At 43.9% G+C, this 20,086-nt stretch carries 19 protein-coding genes; 1 reads left to right on the forward strand and 18 read right to left on the reverse strand.

What is annotated here, in order from left to right; genetic code table 11:
* Positions 1-61: 61 nt before the first annotated feature.
* Positions 62-1,036 (reverse strand): HTH-type transcriptional regulator CysB, encoded by a 975-nt coding sequence (cysB, locus tag H2O73_RS05950; RefSeq protein WP_182107591.1) that lies wholly within the window; start codon positions 1,034-1,036, stop codon positions 62-64.
* A 346-nt stretch (positions 1,037-1,382) separates the two neighbouring features.
* Between cysB and H2O73_RS05955 the strand changes: the two genes are divergently transcribed.
* Positions 1,383-2,147, forward strand: coding sequence for a DNA repair protein (locus H2O73_RS05955; protein ID WP_182107593.1), 765 nt, complete (start codon positions 1,383-1,385; stop codon positions 2,145-2,147).
* A gap of 102 nt (positions 2,148-2,249) precedes the next feature.
* On the opposite strand, the gene pyrF is transcribed toward H2O73_RS05955, so the two are convergent.
* The 17 genes from pyrF to clpP form a co-directional block, all read right to left on the reverse strand.
* On the reverse strand, positions 2,250-2,948 hold the full coding sequence (gene pyrF, locus H2O73_RS05960; RefSeq protein WP_182107595.1) for an orotidine-5'-phosphate decarboxylase: 699 nt from the start codon (positions 2,946-2,948) through the stop codon (positions 2,250-2,252).
* Positions 2,949-3,031: 83 nt separating this feature from the next.
* Complete coding sequence (lapB, locus tag H2O73_RS05965; RefSeq protein WP_182107597.1) at positions 3,032-4,201, reverse strand: lipopolysaccharide assembly protein LapB; 1,170 nt, start codon at positions 4,199-4,201, stop codon at positions 3,032-3,034.
* A gap of 25 nt (positions 4,202-4,226) precedes the next feature.
* Entirely contained in the window at positions 4,227-4,505 is a 279-nt protein-coding gene (locus tag H2O73_RS05970; protein ID WP_182107599.1) for a LapA family protein, read from the reverse strand.
* A 133-nt stretch (positions 4,506-4,638) separates the two neighbouring features.
* Positions 4,639-5,475 carry a nitrilase-related carbon-nitrogen hydrolase gene (locus H2O73_RS05975; protein WP_182107601.1) on the reverse strand — a complete coding sequence of 279 codons (837 nt, stop codon included), beginning with the start codon at positions 5,473-5,475 and terminating at the stop codon, positions 4,639-4,641.
* 94 nt (positions 5,476-5,569) lie between these two features.
* A complete protein-coding gene (locus H2O73_RS05980; protein WP_182107603.1) occupies positions 5,570-6,454 on the reverse strand; it encodes a glycine betaine ABC transporter substrate-binding protein in 885 nt (294 codons plus the stop codon).
* 60 nt (positions 6,455-6,514) lie between these two features.
* Positions 6,515-7,246 (reverse strand): ABC transporter permease, encoded by a 732-nt coding sequence (locus H2O73_RS05985; RefSeq protein ID WP_368737151.1) that lies wholly within the window; start codon positions 7,244-7,246, stop codon positions 6,515-6,517.
* A 3-nt stretch (positions 7,247-7,249) separates the two neighbouring features.
* Positions 7,250-8,371 (reverse strand): ABC transporter ATP-binding protein, encoded by a 1,122-nt coding sequence (locus H2O73_RS05990; RefSeq protein WP_182107605.1) that lies wholly within the window; start codon positions 8,369-8,371, stop codon positions 7,250-7,252.
* A 37-nt stretch (positions 8,372-8,408) separates the two neighbouring features.
* Complete coding sequence (locus tag H2O73_RS05995; protein WP_182107607.1) at positions 8,409-9,065, reverse strand: ABC transporter permease; 657 nt, start codon at positions 9,063-9,065, stop codon at positions 8,409-8,411.
* Positions 9,066-9,510: 445 nt separating this feature from the next.
* Positions 9,511-9,792 (reverse strand): integration host factor subunit beta, encoded by a 282-nt coding sequence (gene ihfB, locus H2O73_RS06000; protein WP_182107609.1) that lies wholly within the window; start codon positions 9,790-9,792, stop codon positions 9,511-9,513.
* A 202-nt stretch (positions 9,793-9,994) separates the two neighbouring features.
* Positions 9,995-11,665, reverse strand: a complete 1,671-nt coding sequence (rpsA, locus tag H2O73_RS06005; RefSeq protein WP_182107611.1) for a 30S ribosomal protein S1 — start codon at positions 11,663-11,665, stop codon at positions 9,995-9,997.
* Positions 11,666-11,773: 108 nt separating this feature from the next.
* Positions 11,774-12,454, reverse strand: a complete 681-nt coding sequence (gene cmk, locus H2O73_RS06010) for a (d)CMP kinase (protein ID WP_182107613.1) — start codon at positions 12,452-12,454, stop codon at positions 11,774-11,776.
* A 172-nt stretch (positions 12,455-12,626) separates the two neighbouring features.
* Positions 12,627-12,926 carry a ComEA family DNA-binding protein gene (locus H2O73_RS06015; RefSeq protein WP_182107615.1) on the reverse strand — a complete coding sequence of 100 codons (300 nt, stop codon included), beginning with the start codon at positions 12,924-12,926 and terminating at the stop codon, positions 12,627-12,629.
* A gap of 136 nt (positions 12,927-13,062) precedes the next feature.
* Positions 13,063-14,922, reverse strand: a complete 1,860-nt coding sequence (ppiD, locus tag H2O73_RS06020; RefSeq protein ID WP_182107617.1) for a peptidylprolyl isomerase — start codon at positions 14,920-14,922, stop codon at positions 13,063-13,065.
* Positions 14,923-15,093: 171 nt separating this feature from the next.
* Complete coding sequence (locus H2O73_RS06025) at positions 15,094-15,366, reverse strand: HU family DNA-binding protein (RefSeq protein ID WP_182107619.1); 273 nt, start codon at positions 15,364-15,366, stop codon at positions 15,094-15,096.
* A 195-nt stretch (positions 15,367-15,561) separates the two neighbouring features.
* Complete coding sequence (gene lon, locus H2O73_RS06030; protein ID WP_182107621.1) at positions 15,562-17,913, reverse strand: endopeptidase La; 2,352 nt, start codon at positions 17,911-17,913, stop codon at positions 15,562-15,564.
* Positions 17,914-18,039: 126 nt separating this feature from the next.
* On the reverse strand, positions 18,040-19,323 hold the full coding sequence (gene clpX, locus H2O73_RS06035; protein ID WP_182107623.1) for an ATP-dependent protease ATP-binding subunit ClpX: 1,284 nt from the start codon (positions 19,321-19,323) through the stop codon (positions 18,040-18,042).
* A gap of 123 nt (positions 19,324-19,446) precedes the next feature.
* Entirely contained in the window at positions 19,447-20,061 is a 615-nt protein-coding gene (clpP, locus tag H2O73_RS06040) for an ATP-dependent Clp endopeptidase proteolytic subunit ClpP (protein ID WP_182107625.1), read from the reverse strand.
* Positions 20,062-20,086 lie beyond the last annotated feature (25 nt).

The following is a 20,086-nucleotide window of genomic DNA, read 5'->3' on the forward strand; positions in this document are numbered from 1 at the left end:
TCGGGATCAGCGACTCAGCGAGCGCCAATTCTAGAGGGAAGTGAGCATTTTGAGTAGCGTTTTAACGCACAGGTAGGTCGATGTCTTTAAACATCTCTTCAATCTCTGCATTGGATTTCAATGACAGTGCCTGTTCAACAACTGGTCGCGTTAAGTGTGGAGCAAAACGCTCCATAAAGTCGAACATGTACGAGCGCAAAAACGTACCGCGGCGGAAACCAATACTGGTGGTACTTGCACCAAATATATGGCTTGCATCAATCGCGACCAAATCTTCATCTTGGTCTTTGTCGATAGCCATACTTGCTATCACACCAACCCCCATTCCCATGCGAACGTAAGTTTTAATCACATCTGCATCTGTCGCAGTAAAGACCACGCGTGGAGTCAACCCAACCTTATTAAAGGCTGTATCTAATTCAGAACGCCCCGTGAACCCAAATACATAGGTCACCAATGGGTAGCTAGCTAGATCTTCGATGGTAATTTTTGCTTTTTTCGCCAAGGCATGATCTTTAGGCACTACAATTGAGCGATTCCAATGATAGCAAGGCAACATAATCGCATCTTGGTATAGGTGCAGTGCCTCAGTTGCAATCGCAAAATTTGCCGTGCCTTTGGCTATCGCTTCTGACATTTGGCTTGGGGTACCTTGATGCATGTGCAAAGAGACTTTCGGGTATCGCGTTGTAAATCCTTTTATAACGTCAGGTAAAGCATAACGAGCTTGCGTATGGGTTGTTGAAATGTTCAACGTCCCCATCTCAGGATGAGTATGCTCTCCCGCAACCGCTTTAATGCTCTCGACTCGAGCCAGAATCTCTTGAGAGATTCGAATGATATCTTCACCAGCGGAAGTGACTTGGGTGAGATGCTTACCACTTCGTTCAAAAATCTGAATCCCAAGCTCATCTTCAAGTAGACGAACCTGTTTACTGATCCCTGGTTGAGAAGTATAAAGACTCTCAGCAGTCGCTGAGACATTCAGATTATGGTTAACTACCTCAACAATATACTTCAGTTGTTGTAACTTCATTCGCGACCTCGTAATCCCTTATCGATATGCGGGTGAATATAACCAAGTCATTACACCACTATATTTAGTTAAAGACTTAGCTGTATACTTTATAATATTTAGTTATAACGCCTCTTTAAGTAAATTGGTAGTTAAATTGGTGATTTAGCCGAAACACCCAGAGCAAATCCAGTTTTCAAAGGCAATTTTTGCAATCGAAAGCCCAGTTTCTCGCTTGAAATAGGTTTTTCCATATTAATCAAAGTTTCAACAAGTAATAATGCTCAGGTGAATATTTGGTGCCGTCGGTCTACAGAATCGTGTATCCTTAGCGGCTAGCCGTAATAAACATAAGATAACGGAATTTATGAATATTGGTTTAATCATTGCTCTCGTCGCAGTTTTGCTGGTGCTTGTACTCGGTTACAACATGATCCTGCAATACAATGCAAAAATTGCCACAGCAAAAAAGCAAGAAGGCGCTCGATACATTGCAGTTATCGATGCGACAGAAGAACTGATTGGACATGCTCACCACATGCCATACAGTAAAAACCTACTACTGTGCCTTAACAACCGTATTCTTGACGCTGTACAAAACATGTATGAGCTTGATCCTAAGAACAAGCAGCTAGAACAGCGTGTCGAACATGTAAAACAACAAATTGAAAACCTAAAAACAAACTTTCAAAGTGGTGAAAGTGCGGCGTTTAAAGTACCAAGCAATGACAAGCAAGCCATTGTGATGTTGAAATTGGTTAAACGCCTTAGAGATACCATTCGCAACGAACACAATAAAGGTCGCTTTGATACTGAAGCTTACGTCGCTGAAAATGCTCGCTTAGAAACAATCCAAGTACGTATTAACATTGAAAACGTAGTGAAACGCTCAAACGATGCTATTGTTCGCGGGCAACCAGGTACTGCGATACAACTGCTTCGTAAAGGTTTAGATGTTCTAAGTACGAAAAATGACGCTTACTCCTCTCAAGCAAAAGAGAAGCTGCAAGCGATGTACGATGATATTGAAAAACGCCGCCAAAATCATAGCGCTTCTGAACAACAGCAAATTGTTGATAAGCAACGTGAAGAAGATATGGACGCGCTCTTCGGTGAGAAGAAGAAGTGGTAATCTAGTCTCATTGAAAGAAAAAATCACCAATAGAAAAGGTCAGCAATTGCTGACCTTTTTTTATCTCGGCACACTGGAGTCACCAAATTTGGTGGGTGTGATTTAGTGAGAAAGCGTTGCGTTAATTGCTGCCAATACTGCTGCTGGATCGCTTGCTTGTGTAATAGGACGACCAATTACTAGGTAATCAGAGCCTGCTTGAATCGCTTCTACAGGCGTCATAATACGGCGCTGGTCGCCTTGATCAGAACCCGCAGGACGAATCCCTGGTGTGATCAATTTAAACTCGCTGCCTAGCTCAGCTTTCAGCATTGAAGACTCATGAGCTGAACAAACAACACCATCAAGACCTGCATTCTTGGTCAAACTTGCAAGACGGATAACTTGATCTTTAGGTGCCATATCAAGACCGATGCCTGCAAGATCTGGCTGTTCCATACTGGTTAATACAGTAACACCAATCAAGAGTGGGCGATCTTTACCATACGGTTCAAGAATCTCACGAGATGCTGCCATCATACGTTCGCCGCCACTTGCGTGTACATTCACCATCCATACACCCATTTCTGCCGCAGCACGTACTGCTTTTGAACAAGTATTCGGAATGTCGTGAAATTTAAGATCTAGAAATACTGAGAAACCACGCTTGTGAAGCTCTTTGACGAAGTCAGGACCAAACAGCGTAAACATTTCTTTGCCCACTTTTAGACGGCATGACGCAGGGTCAATACGGTCAACAAAAGCTAATGCGTCCGCTAGGTTGTCATAATCCAGTGCCACAATGACTTTTTGGTCGATCATCTCATCTCCTAATTAACTTATTTTTATTAAACATGTTGTTATTAAAAAAATGCAGCTAATAAATTAGCTGCATTAAAAATAAACTATTCTCCGTCCAAACCACGGATTGGTTTGATCGTGCCCCACCCTTTACACGAAGGGCAATGCCAATACATCGAATGAGTTGAAAACCCGCACTTACGGCAACGGTAGTGTGGTTTTACTTTCAATTGCTCCCCAACCAGCTTTTGCAACGTCGCCAAACTTTCTTTGGCTCGCCCTTCTTCAGCATTCATTAGATGGTAATCCATCAAGCGGAAAAAGCCTTTCATGGTTGGGTTCTTTACTAACTGACGAGTAAGCAATTCTTGTGCTGCAGCGGAGCCATCATGCTGTGCGACTAATTGAGCTAACATCAGCTCAGCTGACACACCCGCTTTATTAGCAATACTCTGGCGTAAAAAATTGAGCAGCTCATCTTCTTGCCCTAAGTGATGGTAGCAGTCAGCCAATGTTGGTAATACTTCACTGATGAACTCAGAGTCTTGGTCCAACACCATTGTCATGTATTTAATGGTTTGCTGATAATCTTCCGTCTCAAGATAAAGTTTACCTAAAGCAATGCTTGCACGGACACACTTCGGGTCTTCACTCAATGCTCGTTTGAAATGGGAAATGGCTTGGCTACGCTCTCCATCCGCTTGATTTTGCATTGCAATTTCGCAATAGAAATGAGCAATACTGACACGCATCCGCTTACGACCAAGCTTAAATAGTTGGCTCGCGTAGTGAATTGCTTTATGCCACTCTCGCGTTTGCTGATAAATCGCAACCAATTGTTGTAATGCGGCTTCACGGTGATCTGGCTCATCAACCAACTGCTCAAAAATCTTCTCAGCACGATCTAAAAAGCCCGACGCCATGTAATCTTTTGCCAACTGTTGAAGCGCAATATTTTTCTGATCAATCGTTAAGCCAGAACGGGAGATAAGATTTTGGTGGATACGAATGGCACGATCGACCTCACCTCTGGAGCGAAATAGGTTGCCCAGTGCTAGATGCGTATCAATGGTGTCATTGTCTACCTGAAGCAACTCAATAAAGTGATCCACCGCTTTATCAGACTGATCAGATAACAGCAGGTTAAGACCCGTTACATATTGACGGGAGATTTGATTTGAGTGCTTTTGCTTGTCTTGTTGTGCGCTACGATTACCCATGTACCAGCCATAAGCTGCGGCAATCGGCAACAACAAGAAGAGTATTTCTAGCATTAAGGAAAAAGCCTACTTATCTCAATTATGCTTTACTTTGTTCTACCACTGTAGAAGCAGGAGTAAGCTTTTTAAGTTTCTTGTTCAATTTACGCACTTGCAATTGAGATTTCAGATGAAGGCTGCCAAAGATAATCCATGCAATCGCAAAACCTGTCACAAACACCACACCAAGCAGCGTGGACAAGTGGAAATCACCCTGAGCTAACAAGTAATTAAAAGTTACAACAGCTTGATTTTGTGAACCTAAAGCTAAAGCTACCAGGAACAAAGCCAGTACGATAACGATTTTTATAATTTTCATAGTCCATTACCTATCCTAAAATCGACAGCTAAGATTATGCAGTAAAATGGACATTCAGACCATGGATATTAGCAATATTCTCCAATTTCAGCCTGATATATTCATCTCAACGCCTGCTTTATACTCTTTTGTTTCATAACCGTTCATTAAGTAACTTCGCGACCAGAGAGCTATTCGCATCGCGAATAGTCGGTAGCTGGAAACGCGCATTGGCAATATCATCAAGTAAGACTTCAGCCACCAACAACTCTTCTTCGCTACCCGCTTCCGCTAAAAGATGACCAAAGGCATCCAATATTCTCGAACCACCCCAGAATTGGCTAGTTCCTTCTAGCGCACAGCTGTTTGCCATCAACACCGGAACACCATAAGTCATTGATATAAAATCTGTGTTTGTCTTCCACCCGCTTGGGTTAGAGAACTCATCTGAAACAATATCCGCAGCTGAATTAATAGGGGCGAGCATTAACGATGGTTTATCCAACATCGCCAAATGCGGTAGAGCAGGATTCCAAAGATCAGCACAAATCAAAGTATGCACTGGCCACCCCTCAATATGATGACACATGGTCAGTTGCTGCCCTTGCCCATACCACTTACCTTCCTCAAGACCACCATAAGTTGGCAAATTGAGTTTACGATGAACGTGGACGACTTTGCCATCAGCAAGTGTGGCTTGCGCGTTATAAAACTCGCCCGGAGCGCCTTCTTCAATAAAGCCGACACTAATGAGCATTTCTGGAGCAACATTCGATAAGTGCGAGAGTAATTCTGCATTTCGCTGTAGTGCCACCTGAGGAACTTGGTTTTTCAAGCTATACCCAGTAAGGGATAGCTCAGGAAATAGTAATACATCAGCGCCTTGCTCGCGGGCCTGCAAGATGTATTGTTTGTGTTTAGCGTAATTTTGCTCAACACCTGCCAAAACTGGAGCGATCTGACCAACAGCGACTTTAAGCTTCTTTTTCATATGAGATGATACCTATTTGAAAATAGACAGAACAAACGACAAAGGGTCAACATAGTCGTCGACCCTTTTAGTCTATCTGCGTTGCTAGCGGAAATTAGATCAGTTTGTTATCAACTAAAAATTGTTTAGCGACCGATTCAATGCTCTTACCTTCCACATCAACCGATGCATTCAGCGTCGACATAACATTGTCATCAAGTAACGCGGCAAGAGTATTCAGCTGCGCTTCCAGTTTTGGGTTGTTTTCTAGCGTCTCTTGGCGAACGACTGGTGCCAAAGCGTAGTTAGGGAAGAAGCCTTTATCATCTTGTAGAATCACAAAGTTAAAGGCTTTAATGCGACCATCTGTCGCGAACACAAGTGAAACATCAACATCACCCGTTTTCAGCGCTTGATAAGTTAAACCTGAGTTCATTTTCTTCACATTCTTACGCGCAAATTTGAATTTGTACTCTTTCTGCAGTGGTTTTAAACCATCAGGACGAGCAGCAAATTCGACATTTGAAGCAAAAATTGCGTCTTTGCCTTCACCTTTCAGGTACGTCGCAAAATCAGAAATAGTCACAATGCCCTTTGCTGCCGCATCATCTGCGCGCATTGCTAATGCGTAGGTATTGTTTGCTTGTGAACGATTAAGCCAAACCAAACCTTTTTTGCCATCCAATTCTTTAATTGTTGCATATGCCTCATCAGCAGACATACGCTCTTTGATCTTGTTAAATGTGATCAACGATGTGCCGGTATATTCCCAGTACAGATCGATTTGCCCGTTTTCTTGCGCTTTACGAAGTACTGTTGAGCCCATACCATCGCGCTTATCAACATCATAACCTTGAGCTGCTAAGTATTGCTCAGTCATTGATGCAACAAGCAATTGTTCTGTATAACCTTTACCACCAACAACCAGATCTGCTGCCTGCGAAAATGTTGATGTTAGCGCAATCACTGCTGCGCCAAAAAGAGTTGTAAATTTAGACATTTTATTCCGTTCCTATCTATTTTTGTTTTCACGATGCTGTTCATCGACAGCTATTCAAACTTAGTTTCGTAGAGGATTAACCCCTTTTCTGACCACCACAAACGTCAACATACCTAGCATCATGTCGGCGAGAACCGCTAAACCTGCGGTAGGGATTGCTCCCGCAAGCATCATGCTTAACTCGTCTAAATCAATGCCAGTAAAAATCAGTTCGCCTAAGCCAGTGCCACCAATCAAGAACGCCAATGGTACAGTACCGATATTGATGGCAAATGCCGTGCGAATACCCGCCATAATGACAAACATTGCATTGGGCAGTTCTACACGTAACAACTGTTGAAAAGGCGTCAGTCCCATACCAGTTGCTGCTTCTTTCAGATACTCGGGCACTGAAATTAGCCCGGTATATGTGTTTCGCACAATCGGTAAAATCGTTGCAATGGCAAGTGCAAATATTGCAGGGGTATTACCAATACCCAGTAAAGTCATCGACAGTGCGAGTACCGCCAACGTCGGTACTGTTGTGCCAATATTGAAGACCTGCATGGCAAACTCTGAGAAACGACGCATAAACGGTCGACTCAATAAAATACCTGCGGGTATACCAATACAAACGGCAATCAAGCCTGAGATTATGGTCAGCTTTATGTGCTCGCCGGCTAGGTAAACAATATCTTCCCAGTAATACATGAAGTCATCGATAAACCCATTCGCTTGTAAGGTTGAGCCGGTTACAAAAGCGGTGACCAGCAGAGCGAACATTAAGGTGTTACGGATCTGTTCTTGATTCACTCTCTACCCCTTAGTCTGATATTTCGCGCCAAGATGATGCGTAATACCGCGCTGGGATACTTCACCACATAAACGACCGTCTGCATCGACAACCGGAAGCCAAGAGGTATCGAAAGCAAACATTTTAGACACGACTGCACGTAACTCTTGATCATGTTTCATGACCACAGGAACCCCTGCATAATGTTCGCCACAAAGCCCACGTTTTGTCGCGGCCATCTCTTTGGTAATGATACCCACAGGTTGATGTTGCTTGTTGACCATCACAATCATGCCATGACCGTATTCGTCCATTTTTGCCGCTGCTTGCGTTAGCGGTTCGTCAGCCTTCACAATCGGCACCTGCGTTTCCATCACTTCACCAGCCGTCGCCAGTTGCAAACGCTTAAGTGTGCGGTCATTACCAACGAAATCTGCAACAAAGTCAGTTTCCGGTTGGGCAAGTAAGCGATCAGGGCTTGAGTATTGCTCCAATTTACCATCTCGGAAAATGGCGATTTTATTTGCCATTTTGACGGCTTCATCGATGTCGTGTGAAACAAACATGATGGTCTTGTTGAGCTCCTTATTCATTTTTAGGAACTCATCTTGGATCACTTCACGGTTGATTGGATCAATCGCGCCGAAAGGTTCATCCATCAATAGAACTGGAGCATCCGCTGCGAGTGCACGGATAACGCCAACACGTTGCTGCTGACCACCCGATAGTTCGTTAGGAAAACGCTTCATAAAGGTGTTAGGTTCTAGCGCAACCATATCGAGAAGATCTTTCGCCCTTTGGTGGCAACGTTTGACATCCCACCCCATCAATTTCGGTACGAGTGAAATGTTCTCTTCAATGGTCATATTTGGAAACAGACCAATTTGCTGAATTACGTAACCGATATTTCGGCGTAACGTCACTGTATCGATATCGGTGGTGTCTTCGCCATTGATCAGCACACGACCTGAGGTCGGTGTGATAAGACGGTTGATCATTTTTAACGTCGTTGTTTTGCCACAACCAGATGGACCTAGCAGTACACAGATTTCTCCCGTCGGGACTTCCATGCTGATATGGTCTGCGGCTGTAGTCACACCCTGAGGCGTTTCGAAAATCTTGGTTAGGTTATCAAGTTGGATCATAAAATCAGTCTCTTCGAATGTCTTTGTCTACACAGGGTTAGCTGCAAATAACAACGCCGTTTGGCGTCAATTTCTTTTGGACTTTAGCTAGGCCCATATCGGCAATGATGGCAAGCAGACTTACTGTCACGGCACCAACAATCAGTTGGCGCGGGTCAGACTGGCTAATACCACGAGCGATAAAGGTCCCCAGACCTCCTGCTCCGATATAGGTCGCTATCGCCATGACACCGATGTTCATAACAACTGCCATTCGCACGCCTGCCATAATCACAGGGATAGCCATTGGAATTTCAACGAGACGTAGACGCTGCATACTGGTTAATCCCATTCCTCGCGCTGCTTCGCGAAGTGCTGGGTCGACATTATTAATCGCCGTGTAAGTGTTGCGAATAATTGGCAACTGCGAGTAAAGCAAAACCGCAATGACCGCGGGTAAATAACCTATACCTTGTCCAATCATAGAAAGTGCTGGAATCATGATGCCAAATAAGGCAATCGACGGTATGGTGATAATGATAGAAGCAACATACAGTACGATGTTTGCTGCTCGCTGGCTTTGGGTGATCGCAATACCAATTGGTACGCCAGTTATTATCGCTAATCCGACTGCTAAGCTAACAAGTGATAAGTGCTCAACCGTGCGCGATACGATGATCTCCCAATTCTCCAGAAAAAAGGTAAATACTTCCAAATCAAACCTCTGGATATTGTTGAAATAGGACTAAGTTCAGCCCAAGAAGGGATGTAGATTGCGTTGTACTTTATAGATGATTAAGGCGTTATTTCAGCCTTTAAAGTCTGATGTGCTTCACTTTTGAGCGAAGCAATTTAAACGTCTATATAAACAGCCAGATGCATACTTATTAGACTGGAAATTGTAATAATTTCCGAATTACTGCGTGAAGAATGATAACAATCCGATATATTTTGTCAAATCCACTCAATTTTTGTGTGAATAACGGACGATTAATGAACAAAATATTATGTTTTAACGCTCAATTATTGAACAAAGATCGCAAATTTACTTTAATTTATGCACAAAAAAACGGCATGCCCTAAAAGCATGCCGTTTTACAATTATTTCGTCGGTTAGATCACATTTTTATCAATTTAACCGTAGCCGAGATGAGACAGTCTTAACCCAGATTAACGCGTTCGCGCAACTCTTTACCTGGTTTAAAATGAGGAACATGTTTGCCCTCAAGCTCAACTTTATCACCCGTTTTTGGGTTGCGTCCAACTCTAGGTTCGCGGTAGTGAAGTGAGAAACTGCCGAAGCCGCGAATCTCAATGCGTTCACCCTTCTCAAGTGTTGACGCCATGTGCTCAAGAATATCTTTCACAGCGTCTTCGACTTCTTTCGCTGAAAGATGAGTTTGCTCAGCGCAGAGTCTTTCAATCAGTTCAGACTTAGTCATAGTTTCCCTCGTAGAGTAATTTATCACTTATTATAGTAACTAATATCAATTCCAACAAACACTTGCTAGTAATTCTAGACAATATTTATACAAGATGTGCAACTCTAAATCGCTTTCTTAATAACCAGTTGCAAAAATTGGTATTAGCCCACAGAAATAAAAAAGGAGCCTTTCGGCTCCTTTTTGCTATAAGGGAATTAAATTATTCGCCTTTAGCTGCTTTGAAAGCGTCTGCCATAGCGTTACCGAATGCAGCGTCATCTTGCTTGTTGATAGATGCCATTGCTTCTTGCTCATCAGCTTCGTCTTTAGCTTTGATAGATAGGTTGATTACGCGGTTTTTACGGTCTACACCAGTAAATTTCGCTTCAACGCTGTCACCAACGCTTAGGATTAGAGATGCGTCTTCTACGCGGTCACGAGCGATTTCAGAAACGCGGATGTAACCTTCTACGCCTTCTTCAAGCTCGATAGTTGCGCCTTTAGCGTCTACTGCAGTTACAGTACCGTTAACAAGAACGCCTTTCTTCTTCTCAGAAACGTAAGCATTGAATGGGTCATTTTCCATTTGCTTAACGCCTAGAGAGATACGCTCACGCTCTGCGTCTACTGCTAGAACTACTGCAGAGATCTCGTCGCCTTTCTTGTACTCACGTACAGCTTCTTCGCCAGCAACATTCCAAGAAATGTCAGATAGGTGAACTAGACCGTCGATGCCGCCGTCAAGACCGATGAAGATACCGAAGTCAGTGATTGACTTGATCTTACCAGTAACTTGGTCGCCTTTAGCTTGCGCTTCAGCGAATGACTGCCATGGGTTAGCTTTACATTGTTTTAGACCTAGAGAGATACGACGACGTTCTTCGTCAATCTCAAGAACCATAACCTCAACTTCGTCGCCTACATTAACAACTTTAGATGGGTGGATGTTCTTGTTAGTCCAATCCATTTCAGAAACGTGTACTAGACCTTCAACGCCTTCTTCGATTTCTACGAAGCAGCCGTAATCAGTTAGGTTAGTAACACGACCAGAAAGCTTGTGACCTTCTGGGTAACGTTTAGCGATTGCTACCCATGGATCTTCGCCAAGTTGCTTAAGACCTAGTGATACGCGAGTACGCTCACGGTCAAACTTAAGAACTTTAACTAGGATCTCGTCACCTACGTTAACGATTTCTGATGGGTGCTTAACGCGTTTCCAAGCCATATCTGTGATATGTAGAAGACCGTCAACACCACCTAGATCAACGAATGCACCGTAGTCAGTAAGGTTCTTAACGATACCTTTAACTTCTGCGCCTTCTTGTAGGTTTTCAAGTAGCTCGTCACGTTCAACGCTGTTTTCAGATTCGATAACTGCACGACGTGAAACAACTACGTTGTTACGCTTCTGATCAAGTTTGATAACTTTGAACTCTAGCTCTTTGTTTTCTAGGTGAGCTGTGTCACGGATAGGACGTACGTCTACTAGAGAACCAGGAAGGAAGGCACGGATACCGTTTAATTCAACAGTGAAACCACCTTTAACTTTACCGTTGATGATACCAACAACAGTTTCAGCTTCTTCGTAAGCCTTCTCAAGTACAATCCAAGCTTCGTGACGCTTCGCTTTCTCACGAGAAAGTTGAGTCTCACCAAAACCGTCTTCTACTGCGTCTAGAGCTACGTCTACTTCAGAACCAACTTCAACTTCAAGTTCGCCAGCAGCGTTCTTGAACTGTTCAGCAGGGATAGCAGATTCAGACTTAAGACCAGCATCAACAAGAACGTAACCGTTCTCGATAGCTACTACAGTACCTTTAACGATACTGCCTTGTTGGAATTCAGTTTCGTTTAGAAACTCTTCAAAGAGTTGAGCAAAAGATTCAGTCATTTATTTAATCTTCAATAAATTAAACGTCCACGGGTATCCTACCGCATGGGGTTATTAAATTCGCCAGTCATCATCCTTGCGACCAACGCTCTGAGCTGACCCCGCTAATTACGCAGTCAGTTTAGATTCAATATATTGTAGTGCTTTTTCGACAACTTCGTCGATACCCATCGACGTAGAATCTAGCACTAGAGCGTCCTCAGCTGGGCGCAACGGCGCCACAGGGCGATTACGATCTCGATCGTCTCGCTCTTGGATCTCGCTCAAAAGGTCGTCAAATTTAACATCTAACCCCTTGCCTTGCAACTGTTTAAGGCGGCGTAGCGCTCGCTCTTCTGCACTGGCATCAAGGAAGATTTTGGCTTCTGCCTGTGGGAATACAACCGTACCCATATCACGACCATCGGCAACTAAGCCAACGCCTTCAGCGAAAGCACGCTGACGACGGAGCAATGCTTCACGAACTCGTGGCAATGCTGCTACTTTGGAAGCCGCCATTCCTGTTTGCTCTTTACGAAGCTCACCAGAAACATCTTCACCTTCCAGAATCACTTTAACTAGATCACCTTCTGCAATAAATTGAACATCAAGGTGTGTGGCTAATGCCACTAGCGCGTCTTCTGATTCAAGATCAACACCATGGTGGATAGCCGCTAGCGCGAGAACTCGATAAATTGCGCCTGAATCCAGCAAATGAAAACCGAGCTTATTCGCGAGTTGCATACAAAGTGTGCCTTTACCCGCACCACTTGGTCCATCTACAGTAATAACTGGCGTGTGAGAGGACATGAAATACTCCAAGTTGCTTGTCGCCAGAGCGATTCTACCCTGACTTTTTCGGCGTCAAATTATAGAGCGAAATCAACTTAGGTTCTAGGGAAGTTTTCGTTTAAATACATATAGAGTAAAACGAGGGGAGGCAACCCAAGCAGTATGTCGCTACTACTTAGGTTAGAAGACTCTATAGTTGGATACGGGCAACGTTTTTGGCGACGGTTCTTTCGCCAATGCCATTGACCTTAGCCAGATCTTCTATTTTTTCAAAAGGACCTTGTTGATTACGATACTCAACGATTGCTTGCGCTTTCTTTAATCCAATGCCGTTCAGTAAGTCTGCAATTTCCTGCGCCGACGCTTGGTTTACATTGACCACTATCTCAATACCATCGTATTTCGGGTCTTCTACCACTTTTTCTGCGGCATAGGAAAAGGGGGTTGCTAAGGCAAAAATAACAGTTAAAAAGAGAGCTTTGATTTTCATAGTGGTTCCTTATTAACGAAGTGGTGAACCTTCACCATAAGCGCAGAATAAGGTGTTGTTAATTGCAGCTGCAAAAAATAAAACGGACAGCCTGAGCTGTCCGTTTTGATAGTTATGTGAGTTACATGCTTACGCGTTATTGCGTCACAGCCGTGTACTCAATATCAATCGTCTTACGTAAAATGCTAATCAGACCTTCTAGGTTCTGTTGCGCATTCATCTGTACAAGTTGGTTTGCAATTTGCTCGTTGTACTGCGTATTGAATACATCAGAAACAGCATCTAGCTCAACAACGACAATATCACCGTCAAACGTTTTTGATTGTGCGAACTCAACATTGCCTGCCATTGGTTTTGGCATTGCAAAGACAACTTTTGCTAGCGGTGAACTACGGTCAATCGCAGCTTTATCGCCAAACGCTAAACCACTTTCAGCCAAAATAGCTTGGTTACCCGCTTTTAGCTCAGAGACCACTTTGGTCGCAAGCGCAATCGCGTTTTGCTCGCCTTTCACTCGAGATAGTTGAGCTACCACTTGCTCTTGAACTTCTTCAAGAGGTAGTACGGTTTCATCGCGAGTGTCTTCTACACGAACCACAATCACGTGCTCTGGCGCAACTTCGATAACTTCAGAGTTTAGACCGTCTTCTTTCACTTCAGGGCTGAGAATCGCTTGCATTACTGCAGGAGCAGTAAGCAATGCTGGCGCGTCCGCTTGAGAGATAAAGTCCGTCGTTACGATCTTCGCACCAATCGCTTCCGCTGCGTCATCTAATGAATCAGGGAATTCAAAGGCGACTTTCTCAAGTTCACTTTGCAGTTCATAGAACTGATCTACGGCTTGTTGGTCACGAAGCTCTTGCTTGATGGTTTCAGCTACTTCCGCATATGGTTTTGCAACCGCGTCTTTGAGTTCATCAAGTTTGATAATGTGGTAACCAAAATCAGACTTCACAAGACCCGTAACTTCACCTTGAGTTTGTAGTGCAAACGCTGCAGCTTCAAACGCAGGGTCCATCACTCCACGCTCAATCCAACCTAGAGAACCGCCCTCTTCTGAGCTACCGATATCTTCAGATTTTTCTTCAGCTAAAGTAGCAAAGTCAGCACCGGCATTTAACTCATCAAGAATCGCTTGTGCTTTAGCTTCGTCATCACCCTGAATTAGGATGTGGCTTACTTTACGCTGCTCTTCTGATGAGTACTTATCAAGATGCTCTTGGTAGTACTGCTTCGCTTGCTCGTCTGAAACTTCAATTGAGTTCTTTAACGCTTCAGCAGACAGTTCAATGTAGGCAACTTTCGCTTGTTCAGGACGCGTGTAACGCTCTGGATTTTGCTGATAGTAATCTTGGATTTCTTCTTCCGTCAGCTCAACTTTGTTAGCAAAGTCAGCCAGTGAAAGATTAATTGTTCTCACTTCACGAGTCTGCATGATCAGCTTACTTTGCGCAGACACTTCACCCGGTAGAGAAAAATCACTCGCTTGTACTGCCGACATCAGTTGGTTACGAACTAAGTCACGGCGTAGATATTCAGCAAAACTCTCAGGGCTGTAGCCTGCACGACGAAGCGCAGACTGGTATACATCTTGGCTAAACTGCCCATCAACTTGGAATTGAGGCATCGCAAGGATTAGTTCACGCACTTGCACATCACTAACACGCAAGCCCAATGCTTGTGCGTGCTGCTCGAGCAGTGCATCGTTAACCATACGATCTAAAACTGATTGGCGGAAAGACGCTACATAAGTAGGGTCAGCTAGTAAGTTTGAGAAGTAATCACCAAGCTGTGCTTGCATACGATTACGTTCATTTTGATATGCCTGCTCGAACTCACCACGACTGATTTCGACATTACCTACTTTCGCTGCAACATTGCTGCCGCCACCTACGATGTAGCTACCTACACCCGCAAATACGAAAGATAGAATAATGAGGCCTAGGATAATTTTAACCGCGATGCTATTCACGCCTTCGCGCAATCGGTCCATCATACTTTTGTTACTCTCCGCGTATGAACCGCAATTACCTCAGCTTGAGGCAACACGATGTTCATTAATTTAAATTCAGTAGCGCGATAATATCAGAAAAAGAAAAGCGCATCAGTATGATGCGCAGAATTTAAAAAGGTTCTAACAAACTACTGAAAAAGTAGCTCGTCTAGATTAGTTACAAGCGTCTTTTAGCGCTTTACCCGCTTTGAACGAAGGTACTTTAGCTTCAGCGATTTGGATTTCTTCGCCAGTCTTAGGGTTACGACCTGTGCGTGCTGCACGAGTACGTACACTGAAAGTACCGAAGCCAACAAGTGCAACTTGGTCGCCAGACTGTAGAGTGTCGCTTACTGCTTCAATGAATGCGTCTAGTGCACGACCAGCTGCTGCTTTAGATAGTTCTGAATTTTCAGCGATTGTTTCTACTAATTGAGTTTTATTCACGGTGATTCCCCTTTAACGTCGCCTGTTATTATTTTGTGAGACGACTTATCGTTCCATTTCAATTTCAAATTCAGCTTCAGCCCTTATCTAGCAAGGGTTTAGGCTACAGAGGCTAAAGTTAGCGTCCAAAAAAAACGCTGACAAGCATTTTTCTGCTTATCAGCGCAATCTTTTACTTATTTTTGCTGCACATCACTATTTTTCTACAGCAAACTCGACACCTGATGGGTCTCTTTCTAGTGCAACGGTCAGAACCTCATCGATCCACTGAACCGGAATAACCTTCAAGTCTGCGATCACGTTCTCAGGAATCTCTTCCAAGTCACGTTCATTGTCTTTAGGAATCAATACTGTTTTGATGCCACCACGATGGGCTGCCAACAGTTTTTCCTTCAAGCCGCCGATAGGTAAAACTTCACCACGAAGGGTAATTTCACCTGTCATCGCCACTTCAGCTTTTACCGGGTTACCGGTTAAGCTCGATACCAATGCAGTACACATTGCGATACCCGCACTTGGACCATCTTTTGGTGTTGCACCTTCAGGAACGTGGACATGAATATCGCGCTTTTCATAGAAGTCAGGGTTAATGCCCAACTTCTCAGCACGAGTTCGTACTACTGTCATCGCCGCCTGAATCGATTCTTGCATCACATCGCCAAGAGAACCGGTTTGGATAAGTTTACCTTTACCCAACATCGACTCCGTCTCGATCGTCAGTAGGTCGCCACCCACTTCCGTCCAAGCAAGACCCGTTACTTGACCGATACGGTTGCGATCATCCGCTTTACCGTAGTCAAAACGTTGAACACCCAAGTACTCTTTTAGGTTGTCCATCGAAATGGTTTCTTGCTTGATATCTTTGTTAAGCAGAATGTTTTTCACTGCTTTACGACAGATCTTCGAAATCTCGCGCTCTAAACTACGTACACCTGCTTCACGCGTGTAGTAACGAATGATGCCAATAATTGCTGAGTCTTCAATTAAGATCTCATTTGGCTTCAAACCGTTACGCTTCACTTGCTTCTCTACAAGGTGACGCTTGGCAATATTAAGTTTTTCGTCTTCGGTGTAACCCGATAGGCGAATCACTTCCATACGGTCTAGTAGTGGACCTGGAATATTCATCGAGTTTGACGTAGCAACAAACATGACGTCTGACAGATCGTAATCTACTTCTAGGTAGTGATCGTTAAACGCATTGTTTTGTTCAGGGTCTAATACCTCAAGCAGTGCCGATGATGGGTCACCACGCATATCTGATGACATCTTATCGATTTCATCCAATAGGAATAGTGGGTTTTTCACACCAACTTTCGACATCTTTTGAATAAGTTTGCCAGGCATTGAACCGATGTAGGTACGACGGTGACCTCGAATCTCAGCTTCGTCACGTACGCCACCGAGCGCCATACGTGTGTATTGACGACCCGTTGCAGTTGCAATTGAGCGACCAAGCGAGGTTTTACCCACACCAGGAGGACCAACAAGACAAAGAATCGGACCTTTCAGCTTATTGATACGGTTTTGCACCGCTAAATACTCAAGGATACGTTCTTTAACGCGCTCTAGACCGTAATGGTCTTCGTTAAGGATTTCTTCAGCTTTCGCTAAGTTCTTCTTAACTTTAGTACGCTTGCTCCAAGGCACGCCAAGCATCCAATCAATGTAACCACGCACTACGGTTGCTTCCGCAGACATTGGCGACATCATCTTCAGTTTCTGTAGCTCTTGTTCGGTTTTCTCACGCGCTTCTTGCGGCATTTTTGAATCGATGATTTTTTGCTTTAATGCTTCAAATTCATCAACGCCATCTTCACCTTCGCCAAGTTCTTTCTGAATCGCTTTCATTTGCTCATTCAGATAGTACTCACGTTGAGATTTTTCCATCTGCTTTTTAACGCGAGTGCGAATACGCTTTTCAACTTGTAGGATGTCGATTTCAGATTCCATTTGTCCCATTAGGAACTCTAGGCGCTCTGCAACATCTAAAATTTCGAGTACTTTTTGCTTATCAACTAGCTTAAGAGGCATATGCGCCGCAATGGTATCCGCCAAGCGAGCCGCTTCATCGATGCCATTGAGTGACGTTAGCACTTCAGGTGGAATCTTATTATTTAGTTTGATAAAGCCTTCAAACTGGTTAATTGCACTGCGTACAATCACCTCTTGCTCACGCTCATCTAATTCATTAGTAATTAGATATTCTGCATCAGCAACAAAGAATTCATTCTCAATAAACTCATGAATTTTGGCACGTTGTTGACCTTCAACTAGCACTTTAACTGTGCCGTCTGGCAGCTTCAGTAATTGCAGGATAGTCGCAACTGTACCAACTTCGAATAAGTCTTCTTTTGCTGGGTCGTCAGTTTCAGCTTCTTTCTGGGCAACCAACAGCACTTGCTTATTGGCATCCATTGCTGCCTCTAGACAAGCAATCGACTTTTCACGACCAACAAACAGTGGAATTACCATGTGCGGGTAAACTACTACGTCTCGTAGAGGTAGTACTGGGATCTCGATACGTTCGGAACGTTCCAAGTTCATATTATTCTCTCTTCCGCTTAGTCTTATGTTGCAGTATATGGGGGCTAATTGGTTGGAATCAATGGAGGAATAAAAAAAAGGAGGATTTATCATCCTCCTTTTTAATAACTTAACCCTAACGGCAAATTATGATTCAGCGCCCGCAGCTTGATTGTCTGAATTGCTGTAAATCAACAGCGGTTCAGATTCACCATTAATCACTGATTCATCAATAACAACTTTGCTTACGTTGTCCATTGATGGCAGTTCATACATAGTCTCAAGTAGCACAGCTTCAAGAATTGAACGTAGACCACGAGCACCTGTTTTACGATCCATTGCTTTTTTAGCAATCGCTCGTAGTGCATCTTCGCGGAATTCAAGTTCAGAATCTTCTAGTTCAAATAGTGCTGCATATTGCTTAGTAAGCGCATTCTTTGGCTCACACAAAATTTGAACAAGTGCTTCTTCATCCAATTCAGTCAGTGTTGTCGTCACAGGTAGACGACCGATGAATTCTGGAATCAGACCGTATTTCACCAAATCTTCTGGCTCAACTTGAGTGAACAACTCACCAATGGTCTTGTTCTCGTCTTTTGAGCGCACTTCTGCACCAAAGCCGATACCCGCACCGGTAGCAACACGTTGATCAATCACTTTATCTAGGCCGGCAAACGCACCGCCACAGATAAATAGGATCTTCGATGTGTCTACTTGCAGGAACTCTTGTTGAGGGTGCTTACGACCACCTTGCGGAGGAACAGAAGCAACCGTACCTTCGATCAGCTTCAATAGCGCTTGCTGTACACCTTCACCCGAGACGTCACGAGTGATTGATGGGTTTTCTGCCTTACGTGAAATCTTGTCAATTTCATCGATGTAGACAATACCACGTTCAGCTTTAGCTACGTCGTAATCACATTTCTGGAGTAGTTTTTGGATGATATTTTCAACGTCTTCGCCAACGTAACCTGCTTCAGTCAGGGTCGTCGCGTCTGCCATTGTAAATGGTACATCCAAGAAACGAGCTAACGTCTCAGCCAGTAAAGTCTTACCACTACCGGTTGGACCGATAAGTAGGATATTACTCTTACCTAGCTCAACACCTTCGCTCGTTGTATCACCGTTGCGTAAACGCTTGTAGTGGTTGTAAACGGCTACGGCTAGCACTTTTTTAGCGTAATCTTGTCCAATCACATAATCATCAAGGTGTTCACGAATCTCGCGTGGCGTAGGCAACGCTTCAGATTGTTTTTTCGGAAGCACATCTTTGATTTCTTCACGAATAATGTCGTTACAAAGATCGACACATTCGTCACAAATGTAGACTGACGGACCGGCGATTAGCTTGCGAACTTCGTGCTGGCTCTTACCGCAGAAAGAGCAGTAAAGCAGCTTACTACTACCACTCTCTTTGCCTTTATCTGTCATTCGCTAACCTCTTAGCCTTAAATCTATACGTTTTGAGTGTATATCAATTTAGGGCAAATTGCCCCCGCGAATTGAGTGAAACATCATCTCAATTCGGCTGAATAACACTCAAAACCTGTTCTATTAACCGCGATGGGTTAACACTTGGTCGATGATACCGTATTCCGCCGCTTGTGCAGCTGACATGAAGTTATCACGATCGGTATCACGCTCAAGAACTTCAAGCGGTTGACCAGTATGCTCAGCAAGCAATGTGTTCAACTTCTCTTTGATAGACAAGATTTCTTGCGCATGAATCTGAATATCAGACGCTTGACCTTGGAAACCACCTAAAGGCTGGTGAATCATTACTCGTGAGTTTGGCAGCGCAAAGCGCTTACCTGGTGCACCACCAGCAAGCAGGAATGCACCCATTGAACATGCTTGACCAGTACATAGCGTGCTCACGTTAGGCTTAATGAACTGCATGGTATCGTAGATAGCCATACCAGCCGTTACACTGCCGCCCGGAGAGTTAATGTATAGGTAAATGTCTTTGTCTGGGTTTTCTGACTCAAGGAAAAGCAACTGGGCAACAACAAGATTCGCCATATTGTCTTCAACTTGACCCGTCAAGAAGATGATGCGTTCTTTCAGCAAGCGTGAATAAATATCGTAAGAACGTTCACCACGGGAAGTTTGTTCAACCACCATTGGCACAAGTGCGTTCATGATAGTATTTTGTTCTTGGTAGCTCATATTCTGATGTCCCTAAAATAAATGG

This window comes from Vibrio marinisediminis, from assembly GCF_014050145.1.
Classification (GTDB): Bacteria; Pseudomonadota; Gammaproteobacteria; order Enterobacterales; family Vibrionaceae; genus Vibrio; species Vibrio marinisediminis.

Bases quoted from the DNA above. Each gene is read 5' to 3' on its own strand.
- cysB (WP_182107591.1), bottom strand. From the start codon at position 1,036: ATGAAGTTACAACAACTGAAGTATATTGTTGAGGTAGTTAACCATAAT.
- H2O73_RS05955 (WP_182107593.1), top strand. From the start codon at position 1,383: ATGAATATTGGTTTAATCATTGCTCTCGTCGCAGTTTTGCTGGTGCTT.
- pyrF (WP_182107595.1), bottom strand. From the start codon at position 2,948: ATGATCGACCAAAAAGTCATTGTGGCACTGGATTATGACAACCTAGCG.
- lapB (WP_182107597.1), bottom strand. From the start codon at position 4,201: ATGCTAGAAATACTCTTCTTGTTGTTGCCGATTGCCGCAGCTTATGGC.
- H2O73_RS05970 (WP_182107599.1), bottom strand. From the start codon at position 4,505: ATGAAAATTATAAAAATCGTTATCGTACTGGCTTTGTTCCTGGTAGCT.
- H2O73_RS05975 (WP_182107601.1), bottom strand. From the start codon at position 5,475: ATGAAAAAGAAGCTTAAAGTCGCTGTTGGTCAGATCGCTCCAGTTTTG.
- H2O73_RS05980 (WP_182107603.1), bottom strand. From the start codon at position 6,454: ATGTCTAAATTTACAACTCTTTTTGGCGCAGCAGTGATTGCGCTAACA.
- H2O73_RS05990 (WP_182107605.1), bottom strand. From the start codon at position 8,371: ATGATCCAACTTGATAACCTAACCAAGATTTTCGAAACGCCTCAGGGT.
- ihfB (WP_182107609.1), bottom strand. From the start codon at position 9,792: ATGACTAAGTCTGAACTGATTGAAAGACTCTGCGCTGAGCAAACTCAT.
- rpsA (WP_182107611.1), bottom strand. From the start codon at position 11,665: ATGACTGAATCTTTTGCTCAACTCTTTGAAGAGTTTCTAAACGAAACT.
- cmk (WP_182107613.1), bottom strand. From the start codon at position 12,454: ATGTCCTCTCACACGCCAGTTATTACTGTAGATGGACCAAGTGGTGCG.
- H2O73_RS06015 (WP_182107615.1), bottom strand. From the start codon at position 12,926: ATGAAAATCAAAGCTCTCTTTTTAACTGTTATTTTTGCCTTAGCAACC.
- ppiD (WP_182107617.1), bottom strand. From the start codon at position 14,922: ATGATGGACCGATTGCGCGAAGGCGTGAATAGCATCGCGGTTAAAATT.
- lon (WP_182107621.1), bottom strand. From the start codon at position 17,913: ATGAACTTGGAACGTTCCGAACGTATCGAGATCCCAGTACTACCTCTA.
- clpX (WP_182107623.1), bottom strand. From the start codon at position 19,323: ATGACAGATAAAGGCAAAGAGAGTGGTAGTAGTAAGCTGCTTTACTGC.
- clpP (WP_182107625.1), bottom strand. From the start codon at position 20,061: ATGAGCTACCAAGAACAAAATACTATCATGAACGCACTTGTGCCAATG.